13 protein-coding genes are annotated in these 14,816 nt (G+C 68.9%); 7 read left to right on the top strand and 6 right to left on the bottom strand.

From position 1 onward, the window contains the following. Window positions 1–16: 16 nt before the first annotated feature. A complete protein-coding gene (locus ABIB51_RS01105) occupies window positions 17–1,078 on the top strand; it encodes a pirin family protein (protein WP_354184694.1) in 1,062 nt (353 codons plus the stop codon). Between the two features lie 28 nt (window positions 1,079–1,106). On the opposite strand, the gene ABIB51_RS01100 is transcribed toward ABIB51_RS01105, so the two are convergent. Beyond that, entirely contained in the window at window positions 1,107–2,060 is a 954-nt protein-coding gene (locus ABIB51_RS01100) for an N-acetylglucosamine kinase (RefSeq protein ID WP_502916046.1), read from the bottom strand. A 36-nt stretch (window positions 2,061–2,096) separates the two neighbouring features. Between ABIB51_RS01100 and ABIB51_RS01095 the strand changes: the two genes are divergently transcribed. Next, complete coding sequence (locus ABIB51_RS01095; protein ID WP_354184693.1) at window positions 2,097–3,140, top strand: nitronate monooxygenase; 1,044 nt, start codon at window positions 2,097–2,099, stop codon at window positions 3,138–3,140. A gap of 140 nt (window positions 3,141–3,280) precedes the next feature. Here ABIB51_RS01095 and ABIB51_RS01090 read toward each other — a convergent pair whose 3' ends face one another. Further along, entirely contained in the window at window positions 3,281–4,264 is a 984-nt protein-coding gene (locus ABIB51_RS01090) for a LysR family transcriptional regulator (protein WP_354184692.1), read from the bottom strand. A gap of 104 nt (window positions 4,265–4,368) precedes the next feature. Between ABIB51_RS01090 and ABIB51_RS01085 the strand changes: the two genes are divergently transcribed. After that, window positions 4,369–5,694 carry an MFS transporter gene (locus tag ABIB51_RS01085; protein ID WP_354184691.1) on the top strand — a complete coding sequence of 442 codons (1,326 nt, stop codon included), beginning with the start codon at window positions 4,369–4,371 and terminating at the stop codon, window positions 5,692–5,694. Here the strand turns inward: ABIB51_RS01085 and ABIB51_RS01080 are convergent. Further along, window positions 5,691–6,854 carry a trans-sulfuration enzyme family protein gene (locus ABIB51_RS01080; RefSeq protein ID WP_354184690.1) on the bottom strand — a complete coding sequence of 388 codons (1,164 nt, stop codon included), beginning with the start codon at window positions 6,852–6,854 and terminating at the stop codon, window positions 5,691–5,693. The two genes, ABIB51_RS01085 and ABIB51_RS01080, sit on opposite strands and share 4 nt — an antisense overlap. A 132-nt stretch (window positions 6,855–6,986) precedes the next feature. On the opposite strand from ABIB51_RS01080, the gene ABIB51_RS01075 reads away from it, so the two are divergent. Beyond that, a complete protein-coding gene (locus ABIB51_RS01075) occupies window positions 6,987–7,493 on the top strand; it encodes an Lrp/AsnC family transcriptional regulator (protein WP_354184689.1) in 507 nt (168 codons plus the stop codon). Between the two features lie 78 nt (window positions 7,494–7,571). Here the strand turns inward: ABIB51_RS01075 and ABIB51_RS01070 are convergent, their stop codons facing one another. Further along, window positions 7,572–8,810: an MFS transporter gene (locus ABIB51_RS01070; protein ID WP_354184688.1), complete on the bottom strand. Its 1,239-nt coding sequence runs from the start codon at window positions 8,808–8,810 to the stop codon at window positions 7,572–7,574. Window positions 8,811–8,967: 157 nt separating this feature from the next. Between ABIB51_RS01070 and ABIB51_RS01065 the strand changes: the two genes are divergently transcribed. Then, window positions 8,968–9,483: an Lrp/AsnC family transcriptional regulator gene (locus ABIB51_RS01065; protein WP_354184687.1), complete on the top strand. Its 516-nt coding sequence runs from the start codon at window positions 8,968–8,970 to the stop codon at window positions 9,481–9,483. 75 nt (window positions 9,484–9,558) lie between these two features. Further along, window positions 9,559–10,554 carry a magnesium/cobalt transporter CorA gene (gene corA, locus ABIB51_RS01060; RefSeq protein ID WP_354184686.1) on the top strand — a complete coding sequence of 332 codons (996 nt, stop codon included), beginning with the start codon at window positions 9,559–9,561 and terminating at the stop codon, window positions 10,552–10,554. A gap of 6 nt (window positions 10,555–10,560) precedes the next feature. On the opposite strand, the gene ABIB51_RS01055 is transcribed toward corA, so the two are convergent. Both ABIB51_RS01055 and ABIB51_RS01050 read right to left on the bottom strand, forming a co-directional pair. Continuing rightward, window positions 10,561–10,884: a hypothetical protein gene (locus ABIB51_RS01055; protein ID WP_354184685.1), complete on the bottom strand. Its 324-nt coding sequence runs from the start codon at window positions 10,882–10,884 to the stop codon at window positions 10,561–10,563. Between the two features lie 53 nt (window positions 10,885–10,937). Next, window positions 10,938–12,530, bottom strand: coding sequence for an ABC-F family ATP-binding cassette domain-containing protein (locus ABIB51_RS01050; RefSeq protein ID WP_354184684.1), 1,593 nt, complete (start codon window positions 12,528–12,530; stop codon window positions 10,938–10,940). 289 nt (window positions 12,531–12,819) lie between these two features. Between ABIB51_RS01050 and ABIB51_RS01045 the strand changes: the two genes are divergently transcribed. Continuing rightward, window positions 12,820–13,701 (top strand): neutral zinc metallopeptidase, encoded by an 882-nt coding sequence (locus ABIB51_RS01045; RefSeq protein ID WP_354184683.1) that lies wholly within the window; start codon window positions 12,820–12,822, stop codon window positions 13,699–13,701. Window positions 13,702–14,816: the final 1,115 nt, after the last annotated feature.

The following is a 14,816-nucleotide window of genomic DNA, read 5'->3' as shown; positions in this document are numbered from 1 at the left end:
GTCCTAGAGTTTGACTGTGACCAATCTTGAAGCGCGCCCGATGGAAGAAATCTGCCCGCCGGCCCACGGAGGCTTCGGCGCCGGTCCGTGCCTCCAGCTGTGGCCTGCCCGCGAGGTCCCGCTGGGTGGCGTCCGGGCCATGAACGTGTCCCGGACCCTGCCCCAGCGGGGGCTGCCCACCGTGGGGGCATGGTGTTTCCTGGACAGTTTCGGGCCGGACCGGGTAGCGATGTCCGTGCTGCCGCACCCGCACACCGGGCTGCAGACGGTCACGTGGCCGCTGCTGGGGACCATCAGGCACCGCGACAGCGTGGGCAGCGACGTGATCGTCCGGCCGGGCGAACTCAACATCATGACCGCCGGACGCGGGGTCTCGCACTCCGAGTTCGCGGCACTTCCCGCGGCACTTCCCGCGCCGGGACCCGAACAGGAAGCCGGAGCCCCCGGGCCCGTGCCCGGGCAGCTCCCGCTGCAGCGCGGACTCCAGCTCTGGGTTGCCCTGCCGGACAGCGAACGGCACCGGGCCCCGGCTTTTGAACAGCACCGCGAGTTGCCCCAGGTCAGCGGCGAGGGCTTCACGGCCACCGTGATGGTGGGCAGTTTCGCCGGCACGACGTCACCGGCCACGATGTATTCCCCCATCGTGGGGGCGGACATCAGCTGCAGCGGCCGGCTCAGCCTGCCGCTGGACCCGGACTTCGAACACGCCGTGCTGGTGCTCGACGGGGGCCTTACCCTCGACGGCCAGGACGTCCCGCCTGGGCCTCTGGGCTACCTGGGTTCCGGCCGGGACACCCTTGAGCTTGAGGCGGTCCCCGGCACCCGTTTCGTCCTGCTCGGCGGGGAGCCATTCGAGGAAGAACTTCTGATGTGGTGGAACTTCGTCGGCCGCACCCACGCCGAAGTCGAGCAGTCCCGGCTGGACTGGGAGGCCCAGGCCGGCCTTCCCGACGGCGCCGCCGCAGCTGCCCGGTTCGGGCTGGTGCGTGGCCACGGCCCGGATGCCGGCCCCGAAGCGGGCCGCATTCCGGCGCCGCAGCTGCCCGGCGTGCAGTTGCGGCCCCGCCGCCGGTACTGAGCCGTTTCCGGGCGGGCGCGGGGAAGCGTCAGTCGTTTTCGGCCACGAGCCGGAGCACCCCGAAGACCGGTTCCTGGTCTAGGACGCGGACATCCCTGATCCCGGCCGCGGCGAGCGCCGAGCGGAACGATTCCTGCAGCCGGGGGACGTTCATGCCCAGTCCGCTGCCCAGGATCACCGGCCCGTCGAGGCCGAGCTGCCGGAGGGCCTGCTCGGCCAGCCCCGCCAGGTCACGTCCGGCCTGGTCCACGAGTTCCCGGCTGGTGGTGTGGCCGGCGTTGGCGGCCTCGACCACGAGCCGTGCCTGCTGCGCCCAGTACCGGCGGCCCGTTTCCGCGGAATGGAAAAGCGCGATCAGTTTGTTCGGATCATCCACCCCGCAGGATGCCAGCAGCGCGGTGGTCAGTTCGTCGGGCTCCAAACCCTGGTTCATCCGGCGCAGGCTGTAGCGGACGGCCTCACGGCCCAGCCAGTAGCCGCTGCCCTCGTCGCCCAGCAGGTAGCCCCAGCCGCCTGCGCGGGCCTCCGCGCCCGCGCCGTTCCTGCCCCAGGCCGCCGAGCCCGTGCCGGCAATGACGGCAACACCGGTACTGGCGCCGCCCGCAGCCAGCAGCAGGCGGGAATCATGGACCACGGTGATTCTGGCGCCGGGCACGTGCGGTGCGATCAGAGCGGCGAGCGCCGCGGCATCGTCGTCGGTGTCGATGCCTCCGGCCCCGGCGTAGACCTGGGCCACGGCGCCGCCGCCGATCCTGCCGAAGAGTTCCGCGAGGTGGCGTGCGGCTTCCTCGCGGGTCACGTTCTGGACGTTCGAACTGCCCACGGACTCGTCCGCCACGGCGCGGCCGCCTTCGAACCGGACCCCGCGGGTCTTGGTGCCGCCGATATCGAGACCGATCACGGCGCCGTCGCCGGCTGCCTCGGTCGAGGACGGGGACGAAGGAGCAGAATCCGCTGCCGGCGGGATGTCAGTATTAGTCACGAGAACAGCCTACTGAACCGTTTCCAGGAGTGAGCCATGTCGCACGCCCTCTTCCGCGCCCGCATCCTTGCGGCCCCCATGGCCGGTGGGACTTCCACACCGGCGTTCGTGCAGGCGGTCCACGAGGCCGGCGGCTTGGGCTTCCTGGCCGCCGGGTACAAGAGCGTGGAGGCAATGCAGGCCGAGATCCGCGCCACCCGGGCGTCGGGGGCCGACTTCGGGATGAACGTCTTTGTCCCGGACCCGGACCAGTTACGGCCGTCCCCGGCCCTGGTGGCGCAGCTTGAGGCGTACCGCTCCCGGCTCGGCGCGGACGCCCGCCGGTACGGGATCGAGGTCCCGCCGCCGCGGCTCGACGACGACGACGCCTGGCAGGGCAAGATCGACGTCCTGCTGGCGGACCCGGTGGAACTGGTCAGCTTCGTGTTCGGGCTCCCGGGCACCGCAGTGGTGCGCGCGCTCCAGCGGGCCGGCTCGGCGGTCCTCGCCACCGTCACCACGACCGCCGAGTCGCTCGCCGCCGCGGACCAGGGTGTGGACGCCCTGGTGGTCCAGCATTCGGGAGCCGGCGCCCACAGCGCCGCCTTTCAGAAAGCCGGCGGAGGCAGCCGGGAATCGAGCCAGCCGGGCACGACGGCGGAGCTTGTCGCCCTGGTGCGCGCCGCCGTCGGACTCCCCCTGGTCGCGGCCGGAAGCGTCATGGACCGGGTCGGGCTGGACGCCGTGCTGGCCGCCGGTGCAGAGGCTGCCCAGCTGGGCACCGCGTTGCTCCGCTCGGACGAAAGCGGCGCCCGGCAACTGCACAAGGATGCCCTCGCCAGCCCGCACTTCACCCGGACGCGGCTCACCCACGCGTTCACCGGCCGGAAGGCCCGGGCGCTGGTCAATGAGTTTGTCCGCGACCACACCGACGCCCCCGAGGTCTATCCGGCCGTCCATCACCTCACCGCCCCGCTGCGTGCGGCCGCGGCTGCCGCCGGGGACCCGGAACGGCTAAATCTCTGGGCCGGAACCGGGTGGCAGCAGGCGAAGCCGGGACCGGTCGCGGACATCCTGGCCGGGCTGCTCGACCGCGGCTGACGGCTCCGCCGACTGTTCCGGCTCCGCTCCGGCTCCGAAGTCGCCGGAAACGTGCCAGCTCGCCGTAATTTTCCGGCGATTTCGGCGGCTTCCGGCGAACTCGGCGCAGAACCCGCGAGACGCGAACCCCCGCCGCCGCCTCAGCTGCCCGAGCGTTCCCGCACGAAGCCTGCCAGGAGGCCCGGTCCGTCGCTGAGCACAAGCTCGCGGAACAACCGCACCGGGTCCGGTTCGGTGTCTGTCCCGCCCCGGCGCTGCCGCCAGGCCAGTCCGATCTCCCGGAACGCAAGCCCGGAATCCAGGGCGAGCTCCACCCAGCCAAGGTCGCCGGATTCCGCCGCCGGGTGCCGCCCGGGTGCCGCGCCGCCGGGCGGCAGGATGCTCACGCCCAGGCCGGCCGAGACGAGTCCCCGGGCCGTGTGCGAGTCCTGGCTTTCGAAAGCGATCCGGGGCCGGAAGCCCGCCTCGCGGAACAGCGCGTCGGTCAGCGAGCGCATCCCGTACCCGGGCCCCATGGCCACAAACGGATCCTGCCGGATCTCCTCGAGCCGGGCCCGGCGCCGCTTCGCCAGCCGGTGCCGGTGATGCACCACAAGGCGCAGCGGTTCCCGGTACAGCGCGGCGGACTCAATGGTCCGGCTTGGCGCCGCGACCGGTGCCGTCAGCGCCACATCAGCGTCCCCCGCCGCGAGTTCGGCCAGGCAGCCGTCCCGGGCGCCCTGGCTCAGATCGAACGCCGTCTGCGGATGCCTGCTGCGGAATGCGCTGATCAGCAGCGGCAGCATGGCCTCCCCGAAGGTGTGCTGGAACGTCACGGCGACTCGGCCGCGCACCACCTCGGACTCATGGCGGACCAGGTCCAGCCCCGCCTGGAACTCGTGCAGTGCTGCCTCGATGTGGGGCATAAGGGCCTTGGCCGCGGGAGTCAGCCGGACCCCGCGGCCGTCGCGGACCAGCAGCTCCGTGCCGACGATTGCGCTGGCCCGCGCGATCCCCCGGCTCACCGTCGACTGCGGCAGTCCCAGCACTTCGGCAGCCGCGGTGACGTGCTCGGTGCGGCCGAGCTCTGCCAGCAGGGGCAGCAGCGGCAGGAGCTGCACGAGTTGTTTGTGCTCCACGTCCATGGGTCCACCCTCCGGTTCGCTACGTCGAATTGTTCCGCTATTGGCATTGATTCTATGAGAATCATGCATTGGAAGCATGTCTTGATGCGGCCTACTCTGGGCCTATGCCGTCTTTTCGCCCGCACCCCGGTCCCGCCGCCACCGTCCCGTCGCAGCCGGCGGCCCCGGACGCCGTCCCGGCCGCGGACCCGGCCAGCGCCGGGACGCAGCCCTGGGCCGGTCATGCCAAGGGCTCGCCGGCCTACGGAAAGATCCTCGCCGGGCTGGCATTTGCCGGTGTCGCGACGTTTGCGCAGCTGTATTCCACCCAGGCCGTCCTGCCCATCCTCGCATCCGACCTCCAGGTGACGGCGGCCGAAGCCGCGCTGACCATCTCCCTGGCCACCGTTGGGCTCGCGGTGACGGTGCTGCCGTGGTCCTTCCTGGCCGACCGCATCGGCCGGGTGCGCGCCATGACCTGGGGCATCTCGGCCGCCACCGTGCTGGGGCTCCTGGTCCCGCTGGCCTCGAGTTTCCCGATGCTCCTGGGCCTGCGGATGCTGGAGGGGATGGCGCTCGGCGGGATCCCCGCGATCGCCATCGCCTACCTCAACGAGGAGGTCAACAAGGCCCACGCAGCCCTCGCCGCCGGCAGCTACGTCGCAGGCACCACGCTGGGCGGCCTGGCCGGGCGCCTTGTCGCCGGCCCCGTGGGTGAGCTCTGGGGCTGGCGGGCCGCCGCGCTGGCCGTCTCCGTGCTTGCCACGGTGGCCGCGGTCCTGTTCCTGGTCCTGGTGCCGCAGGCCCGGGGATTCACGGCCGCGGCGGCGAGCGGCTTCCGCGGGGCGCTCCGGACGCTGGCCGGCCACGGGCGGAACCCCAGGCTGCTGGCCCTCTACATTCAGGCGTTCCTGCTGATGGGAGGGTTCGTGGCCGTCTACAACTACCTCGGCTTCCGGCTCTCGGGCGAACCCTTCAGCCTGCCCGCCACGGCCATCAGCCTCATCTTCCTGGCTTACCTCTCCGGGACGGTCTCCGCCCGCTGGTCCGCGGGCCTGACGCTCCGGTTTGGCCGGCGCAAGGTCCTGCTCGCGGGCACGGCCCTTATGGTGGCAGGCCTGGCACTGACGCTCACGCAGCTGCTGCCCCTCATCCTGCTGGGCCTGCTGGTCTTCACCGGCGGGTTCTTCGCCGCGCACAGCATCGGCGCAGGCTGGACCGGAGTGATCGCCACGACCGGCCGCGCCCAGGCCGCCTCGCTGTACAACCTCGCGTACTACCTCGGTTCCAGCATCATCGGCTGGGCCGGCGGGCTGGTCTTCCAGTCGCTTGGCTGGACCGCGCTGGCCCTGACCGTCATCGGACTGGGGTGCACGACGGCGGTGATCACCGCCGTCGTGCACCCCGCACCGGCGAACCCGGTCCGCGGGATGCCGGCGGCAGCGGCCTAGCGGGTGGCCTCGATCGCCCGTACGAGGTCGGCGACGACATCCGAGGGGTCTTCGAGCCCCACGGAGACGCGCAGCAGGCTCGCGTGCGGCTTGGCGTCGGCAGCCACCGGACGGTGCGTGAGGCCCGCGGGATGCTGGATGAGGGTGTCGATGCCGCCGAGGGAGACTGCGTGCGTGATCATCCCGACGGCGGACGGGATCCGCTCGGCATGCTCGGCCGTGGCCACCTCGAAGGCGAGGAGCGAACCGGGCCCGGACATCTGTGTCCCGACCAGGCCCAGCGGATCACACTCGGGCAATCCAGGGTAGAAGACCCGCCCCACCAGCCCGTGCTCCGCCAGTGCGACGGCGACCTTCTGGGCGCTGGACTGCTGGGCACGGACGCGGACCGGCAGCGTGGCCAGCCCGCGGTGGAGCAGATAGGCCGGCCACGGCGTCAGGATGCCGCCGGTCACGGCCCGGATCTGGCGCAGCCTGGTGGTCCACTCGGGCGCCGCGGCAACCACGCCGCCCATCGCGTCCCCATGCCCGCCGAGGAATTTCGTGGCGCTGTGCAGCACCATGGCCGCCCCGTGCCTGAAGGGCTGCTGCAGGACCGGGCTCGCGAAGGTGTTGTCCACCAGGAGCGGGACGCCGTCCGCCGCGGCCGCCACCCGGGCGATGTCCACCAGTTCCAGGCTTGGATTGGCCGGCGTCTCAAGGATCACCAGGCCGGTGTCCGGCCGGAGGGCTGCATGGACGCCCGCCGGGGTGGTGAACGTGACCTCGTTGCCCAGCACGCCGGAGGCGAGAAGGTAGTCGCTGCCGCCGTACAGGGGCCGCACGGCCACGACGTGCTTCTTGCCGGTGGCCACCACGGCGAGCAGCACGGCGCTCAGCGCCGCCATGCCGGTGGCGAAAGCGACCGCCTCCGGGGTGTCCTCGAGCAGCGCGACGCCATCCTCGAAGCGGGCCACCGTGGGATTCCAGAGGCGCTGGTAGACGGTGCTCTGGCCCGCCATGTGGCTGCCGCCGGTGGCCATATGCTCGTAGGCCAGGCCGCCGTCGTGCACCGACGGAAGGGGTGCCGTGGTGGACAGGTCGATGGGCACCGCATGGACGCCCAGTTCCGTGAGGCCGTTCCGGCCGGCGTGGACCGCCAGCGAATCGTGAGAAAGCACCTTGCTCCTTATGAATATTCACCATTGAATTCGGCAAGTATCTGGCAATAATTCGGACTTTCATAGGGCTTACGAATGGAACAGCCGGAATGCGCCGCTTATGATGAACTGACAACACTTCAAGGAGGATCCGTGAGTAGCAGTGCGAAGAATATTCGGCCGGGAGCGGGTGCCGGCGAGCCGCTGGACGCGATCGACGAGCGCCTGCTTGCCGCCCTGGTGGCCGACGCCCGCATCTCCAACAAGCAGCTGGCTGAACTCGTGGGGATTGCACCGTCCACAGCCCTGATGCGCACCCGGGCCCTCTCGGAACGCGGCATCATCCAGGGTTTCGAGGCCAAACTCAGCCTGTCCGCCATCGGGCGCTCGGTGCAGGCGCTCATCGCCGTCCGGCTCAGGGCGCACGACCGCGAGCAGATCGACCGCTTCACGTCCCGCGTTCCCAAACTCCCGGCGGTGCTTTCAACGTTCCACACTTCGGGGTCCGTGGACTACCTGCTGCACATCGCCGTGGCCACCACCGAGGACCTGCGTGACTGGGTGCTGGACAACCTGGCGACCGATCCCGTGGTGGGGCACACCGAGACCACTCTGGTGTTCGACCACATCCAGGGCAACCACGGGCCGCTGCCGGAATAGCACCGCAGCCGGCACCGTACGCCAGCAGCCCCGGACCCTCCGGGGTCCGGGCCGCTGGATTCAGTGGGCGCGTTGGACTCAGGGGCTGCGCAGGGCGGCGCGGAGGGTAACCAGCGCGAGGGACACGGCCGCGATGGAACACAGCACCACGAAGCCGGTGACGGCAGCCTGCAGCCCGACCGCCCCGGCGGCGAGGCCCAGCCCGATGACCGGGATGGCGCTGCCCAGGTAGGTGATGACGTAGACCGTGCTGATGATCTGGGCGTGCCGGGACGCCTCGACCTTCCCGGCGACGTCGTTGAAGACAGTCCGGAAAGACACGCCTTGGCCAGCGCCGGCGGTGATGCTCGCCAGGATCAGCAGCCACGGGCTGCTCCACGCGGCCGCCGCCGCGATCAGCAACACCGAAACGGCCAGGATGCCGAGTCCCGCCGGCACCACAAACCGCCCGCGCACGGCCAGCAGCTGGCTCAGCGCGGACGAGCCGAGGGTCAGCCCGGCCAGGAGCCCGATCAGCGGCCGCGAATCGGCATGCACGATCTGGGCGAAGTAGCCGGGGGCGAGCGAGAGGCAGAAACCGAAGACGGCGAAGCTCAGGAAACCCACCGCGGAGGCCAGCCAGAAGGCGCCCCGCGCCTCGCTGGACACGGACGGCCGGCGCGGCGCGAGGACGCTCAGCGGCTGCGGTCCGGCCGCCGCATTGATGGCCGGGCGTGCCTTGAGCAGGTACAGCGGGACCAGCAACGCGATCAGGACGAAGGAGTGCACGTAGTACGGCGTGGACGTGGGCCCGGGCAGGAGTGAGAGCACCCCGCCGATCGCCGGGCCGGCAGCGACGCCGCCGGCGGAGGCGAGGAGGGTGAACCGGGAGGCCCATTCGGGACGGCTGGGCATCAGTTCGCGCAGGGCGGCGGAACTGGCACCGGTGGCCAGCGCCACCGCGATGCCCTGCAACGCCCGCCCGGCGGAGAGCATGAACAGGCTGTCCGCGGCGGCGAACACGGCACCGCCGGCGAGACCCCCCATCACGGCAAGGACCAGGGCGGCCCGGCGCCCGATGTGGTCCGACCAGTGCCCCGCGAGCATGAGCGTGGCCACGAGCGCCAGGACGTAGACGGAGAAGGCCACGGTGACATCCAGGGCTGTGATGCCGAGCTTGGCCTGCAGCAGCGAATACAGCGGGGTCGCCAGATTGGCGCCGACCAGCAGCGTGAAAATGACGACGCCGGCCATCCCCAGCCGCGCCGTGACGGACGCGTCCCAGCCCCAGCGGTCTGCCGTGGCCGGGCGCATGCGGAGTTCGCTGAAGACGGTCATGTCTGTGCCCTTGCGTGGAATCGGACCGCGCGGCACCCAGGGTGGGGGTGCTGCCGGTCCGAGGAAAGATTGATACCTAAACACTGAAGCATTCATGACTTGGCTGGCTATATTTCGTGCCAAAATTGATCAAAACCGTCAATCGCAGCGTGACAGTATGAACGAAAGTGATGAGTTGAACAGTCTGGACCCTACGGACCTGAAGATCCTGCTGGAACTGATCCGGGATCCCCGGATCCAGATCGGCGAGCTCAGCGAGATCCTGGGCGTCGCCCGGAACACAGCGCAGTCCCGGGTGCGGCGGATGCAGCGCTCAGGCCTGCTGCACGACGGCGGCCGTGAGATCGACCTCGAGGCGGTGGGCTACGACGTCGTGGCCTTCGTGACCATCGAGGTGAACCACCGCGAACTCGACGGGGTGGTGGGTGCCCTGCGGCTGATCGCGCAGGTCCTCGAGGTGCACGAAATCTCCGGGCGCGGCGACGTCTGGTGCCGTGTGGTGGCCACCGACACGCACAACCTGCAGGCCGCGTTGCGGTCCATCCTCAAGATCAAAGGCGTCATCCGGACGGAGACCGTCCTGGCCCTGCACACCCACATCCAGTACCGGACCGAGCCGCTCATCAGCCGCCTTGCCCAGGGCCGCACACTTGCCCCCGGCCGCGCCAAGTGACGGGCTGCCCGCGGACGGCCAGCGTGTCCGGCCGGCCTGGCGTCTGACGGCGCCGCGAGACAGGATAATTGGCCCGTGACTATCATCGATAACGCCGTCTACGTTGACGGCGTCCGCAGCGCCGAGCCGGAGAGCCTCGAGCAGACCTTCGAAGCCCTGAACCACCACGGCGGGATGGCCTGGATCGGGCTGTACCGGCCGACCAAGGACGAAATGTCTGCCGTCGCCGCGGAATTCGGGCTGCACGCGCTGGCCGTGGAGGACGCGATCTCGGCCCACCAGCGCCCCAAGCTGGAGCGCTATGACGACAACCTGTTCACCGTGCTGCGGCCCGCCAGGTACCTGGACGCGACCGAGACTGTGGAGTTCGGCGAGCTGCACATTTTCACCGGCAAAAACTTCGTGGTCACCGTCCGGCACGCGGAGACCGGCGGCGTGGCGCAGGTCCGGCGGCGCCTGGAAAACCGTCCGGAACTCCTGAGTCATGGCCCCGAGGCGGTGCTGTATGCGCTCATGGACCAGGTGGTGGATGACTACGTGCCCGTAGTGGCGGGCCTGGAGAACGACATCGACGAGATCGAGGACCAGCTCTTCAGCGGTGACCCCAAGGTGTCCCGCCGGATCTACGAGCTGGCCAGGGAGGTCATCCAGTTCCAGCGCGCCATCCATCCGCTGCCTGCCATGATGCAGCTGTTGCGGCGCGGCTTCGAGAAGTACGACGTGAACACCGAACTGCAGCACAACCTCCGCGACGTCGAGGACCACGTGGAGCGGCTGATATCCCGTGCCGATTCCTTCCGGGACCTGCTGCAGAACGCACTCACACTCGACGGAACGCTGACCGCCAACCGGCAGAACGAGGCCAGCGCCGAGCAGAACGAGCAGGTCAAGAAGATCTCGTCCTGGGCCGCGATCTTCTTCGCGCCTTCCTTTGTGGCCGGTGTGTACGGGATGAACTTCGATCACATGCCGGAACTGCACTGGACGCTGGGCTACCCGATGGCGATCGCGCTCATGGCCGGCACCGCGGCGCTGATGTACGGCATCTTCAAGAAGAAGAACTGGCTCTGACCGCCCCTATCCCGACGAGCGCCGGTTCCGGGCCTGGGCCAGCAGGCCGGTGAACGCCAGGACGAAGGCGGCCTCGATCAGGACCATGAGCCCCAGCAACAGCCACTGTCCCGCAGCGGCGAAGACGACGGCGCCGATCACCACCAGCACGGTCCCGAGGCACAAGGCATAGACGGCAAAGCCGATGGCCACCTTCGCGCTCCGCACCCCCGTGCGGAAGCCGAAGCCCTGGGGTTCGCCGCCGGGGTACCCTTCGACGCGGTCCGGGCCTGCGGGCTTGAGCCGGTCGAACTCTTCCCAGGGGTCCCGGTCCTGATCCTGCTCGGTCATGTTTCCATTATCCCGCGGATCCGCCTGCCCTGACCGGATCCGTGTGCGCGGACCTAGGCGGCGCGCACATCGATTTCTCCGGGTTCCGCGCCGTCGGCACCGAACACCAGGTGCCGGTTGGCGATTTTCTCGCTGAAGAAGCGGTCGTGGCTGACCACCACCACGGCTCCGGGGAAGTGCACCAGCGCCCGTTCCATGACCTGCGTGCTGGACATGTCCAGGTGGTTGGTCGGCTCGTCCAGCAGCAGCACCGAAGCGCCGGACAACAGGCACTGCGCCATGGCGACGCGCGCTTTTTGTCCGCCGGAGAGGTTACCGATCTTCTGTTTGAGGTCGGCCTCGGAGAACTGGAACATGGCGAGGAACCGGTTGACGGACTTCTTCGTGGCGCTGAAGGCCAGGCTGTCCGGAAGCGCGTTGACCGCATGGGAAACGGTGTCGCCATCGTCGAGATCTTCCAGCATCTGGTTGTAGGAGACGAAACCCGGCCCCTTGGCCCAGGCCACTTCACCGGAATCGGCCCGCTCCTCACCAGTCAGCACCTTCAGCAGCGTGGACTTGCCGCTGCCGTTGGATCCAAGGACCACAATCCGGTTGCCCCGGCGGATCTCGAAGCTCAGGTCCTCGAACAGCACCTTCCCGCCGTACGACTTGCCCAGCCCGTCCACGCGGCAGAGCACGTCCTTCACGTGCAGGCCGCCGTAGATCTCGGTGACGATCTGGTCCACCGGCCGGGGTGTGCGTGACTTCTTGATCTTGGCCAGCTGGTTGCCCAGGCCCCGGCTCGCGGCCTTGGCAGCTTCGCGGCGGTCGGAGATGCCCTCCGCCTCGAAGGCCAGCAGCTCGGACTCGTGCTCGAACTGGGATTCGAGGGTCTTGAGGCGGAATTGCTTCTGCACCACGTACTCGGCAAAGTTGCCCGGGTACTCGTGCAGATGGAAGTTCTCCACCTCGATGATCCGGGTGACGACGGCGTCCAGGAACTTCCGGTCGTGCGAGACGATGATCGCCGCACCCCGGAAGTCCCGGAACCAGGATTCGAGCCATTCGACGCCGGCCACGTCCAGGAAGTTGGTGGGCTCGTCGAGCAGCAGCACATCCGGGCCTTCGAGCAGGATTTTGGCCAGGGCCGCCCGGTTGCGCCAGCCGCCGGACAGGGCATCGATGGCGCAGGCCCGGTGGGCATCGTCAAAGCCGAGGGTGGTCAGCACACTGTCAATTCGCCGCGGATAGTCCCAGCCGTCGAGCCGGTCCATGTCTTCGAAAAGCGTTGCCTGGCGCGCGATGAGGCGGTCGAGTTCCGCACCCGCGGGGTCTGCGGCAATGGACGCGTCGATGCCGGCAAGCTCCGCTTCGACGGCCTTGATCTCGACGAACAATCCATCCAGAACTTCCAGGATGGTGGCTTCGCCGTTGAGTTCGGAGAACTGGGAGAAGTACCCGATCCTGGTCCCCTGCTCCAGGGTGACCGTGCCGGTGTCCGGCGTGACCTGGTCCATTACCAGCTTGAGGATGGTGGTCTTGCCCGAGCCGTTCTTGCCGATCAGGCCCACCCTGTCCCCTGATTCGAGGCGGAAAAACGCCTCACGCAGGATCTGGGTGGTGTCGAATCGGACGCTGACATCTTGCAGCCGGATCAGGCTCATGGCTGTCCTCTCGAGGGGTGTTCGTGGGGCGCCAAAGAGAAAGCCCTCCGGGCCGGGAATTACGCCGGCCGGAGAGCTGCGCTTGTGGGGCTTGTGACGGAATCCGCTCCGACATCCATCCCATTTTAGTTCATGCACGGCCCCGGCCGTCCGCGGCGACATAACGCAGAGCCGCCGTCATGGACAGCGGGGAGCCCCGCTCCTATCCTTGTGCCCTGGGGATTGACTCACACGAGTCACGTCGGACACGGCAAACACTTTGGTCTCATTGATCACCAAGGAGTGCAACATGGCCCGCCAATTAGCCGAACTGATGCCCCTGCTCGTGGCCCTGGTGCTGCTGACTTCGTGCTCGGGCGGCACCACGCCGCCGGCGGCACAAACCACCGCGCCCGGGACTGCGTCGCCGGAAGGCACGGCGAGCGGGACCACATCCACGACGGCGACGCCGAGCCCGTCCGCCCCCGCACCTCCCCCGACAACCTTGAAGGCGGCCGCCCCAGCACCGGCCGAGGACCTGGCAGCCAACCGGGACTCGATGTACTGCCCGCCGGGTGCGACGGCGGACTGCCGCAGCTACGCGGACATGGCCGGCTATTTCGAGAACCTGATCGGCGTGGTGGCCCCGCTGTTTGACGAACGGTATGGCGCGGCGGCCCGGCCCGCGGCTTTTTACTATGTGGCCGCGGGCCTGACGGGGCCCACTCCGTGCGTCCAGGACGACGGCACGCCGGAACCGTACACCAGCACGGACTACTCGTACTGCGCGGCCGACCGGGCGATCTACGTCGGCCAGGACGCCTTGTGGGCCGTCTACGGCGGGGTTGGCCTGGCGGCTCCGGCGGTGGCCTACGCCCACGAATGGGGTCACCATGTGCAGACGGTCATGAACGTTCCTGAGCCGGAGTCGCCGGAAGAAAATGCGCTTCTGGAACAGCAGGCCGACTGCATCGCCGGCGCCTGGGCACAGCATGCCGCACAGGCCGGGAACCTGAACTACCCGGCGGATCTGGGCGACCTGAATGCCGTTATGGCGGCCGTCGCTCCCCCGGGCCCGGGCGACGACGTCATCCCGGTAGCGGAGCGGGTGGCTGAGTTCCAGCTCGGCTACACGGGCGGGCTCGCGGCCTGCAACTCGTTCTTCCCGGAAACACCCGTCTATGCGGGATAGCACCTCAGGACAGGTGCGGGGCACCTGCTGGTCCTCGGCCCCGTACTCGGTGCCGGCCGGGCAAACAGTTTGCTGCCGCGCGTCGGCCGGAACCTTGCGTTTCCGGTAAACGTCCGTAGGCTGTGGCCCATGTCAGGTCTTGGGGGAAAGAATCCGGTCCGCTGTTCCGCTGCACTCATCGTGAGCATGTTGCTGACCAGCGGCATCTCCTCCTGTGCCTATGATGACGGCGATGCGCGGCCGGCGGCAGAGCCCAGCGGGCGTCCTGCGCCGTCCGTCCCGACGAAGGGTCCGGACATTCTGAGCCTGGAAGCCAGAAATTATGCAGAGCTGGAGAAGCGCCTTTCAGCGGCGCCCGGATCGGTGCTCCTCGGCGACTCCGGCCCCGCTGACGGGCCAGGGGTTGGCTTCAGCAGAGCCACAACAGTGACGACTGCTGGTGCGTACACCGTCACGGCCGCTTGCGTGGGCACCCCGGACGCCCAAATCATACTGTCCCAGGATCCCGGGAACGGGCCGTTGTCGCTCGAGCTCGACTGCTCAGGAATCCTGTCGCAAGTCGTCGAATTGCAAGCTGGATACGTCGGAGCCAACTTGATTCGGCCCGACCCGACCGGTCCCTGGACGGGTGCTGTCGCCGGGATAAGAATCACGATCGGATGACTCACGCGCGGGGGCGGGCCGGACGCCGGTGCCGGGCCGCCAGGTAGCGTCAGCGCAAAAGTACCGACCGAAACAGGCCTTTCGGCAACGCACGACAGCAGTTCTCAGCGCCTGTCGCCTGGCTGCGAGAGGGCCGCCAGCATTTGGATACAGCGTCAGGCCAGCTTGATCCAATGCGGTCATCCAAGCATTGATGTCACTAGTACCCGCCTCCGCGGCGGCGAGCTGAAAGTGGCTTCGAAGTGCCATAAACGCTCTGGCCCCGTCCTGGTCCGGCACTAGCCTGCCCGCGAGCCAATTGGCGGCCGCCACGGCATGAGTATCGCGTTCTTGCTCGACCTGGACCACCAACACATATGCAGCACTGAGAACATCATTCTCGAACGCCTCACCGCAATCGAGCGGAAGGCGATCGGTGACGGCAGTCAGGGCCCATCCCTCCGAGGCCAGGA

Origin of the sequence: Arthrobacter sp. UYCu712 (genome assembly GCF_040547005.1) — a bacterium.
Taxonomy (GTDB): Bacteria; Actinomycetota; Actinomycetes; order Actinomycetales; family Micrococcaceae; genus Arthrobacter.
This window is presented reverse-complemented; position numbering and strand designations above follow the sequence as displayed.

Excerpts from the sequence above, each read along its gene's own strand:
- ABIB51_RS01055 (WP_354184685.1), bottom strand. The coding sequence starts at position 10,884 with ATGACCGAGCAGGATCAGGACCGGGACCCCTGGGAAGAGTTCGACCGG.
- ABIB51_RS01095 (WP_354184693.1), top strand. The coding sequence starts at position 2,097 with ATGTCGCACGCCCTCTTCCGCGCCCGCATCCTTGCGGCCCCCATGGCC.
- ABIB51_RS01070 (WP_354184688.1), bottom strand. The coding sequence starts at position 8,810 with ATGACCGTCTTCAGCGAACTCCGCATGCGCCCGGCCACGGCAGACCGC.
- ABIB51_RS01045 (WP_354184683.1), top strand. The coding sequence starts at position 12,820 with ATGGCCCGCCAATTAGCCGAACTGATGCCCCTGCTCGTGGCCCTGGTG.
- ABIB51_RS01065 (WP_354184687.1), top strand. The coding sequence starts at position 8,968 with ATGAACGAAAGTGATGAGTTGAACAGTCTGGACCCTACGGACCTGAAG.
- ABIB51_RS01090 (WP_354184692.1), bottom strand. The coding sequence starts at position 4,264 with ATGGACGTGGAGCACAAACAACTCGTGCAGCTCCTGCCGCTGCTGCCC.
- ABIB51_RS01050 (WP_354184684.1), bottom strand. The coding sequence starts at position 12,530 with ATGAGCCTGATCCGGCTGCAAGATGTCAGCGTCCGATTCGACACCACC.
- ABIB51_RS01085 (WP_354184691.1), top strand. The coding sequence starts at position 4,369 with ATGCCGTCTTTTCGCCCGCACCCCGGTCCCGCCGCCACCGTCCCGTCG.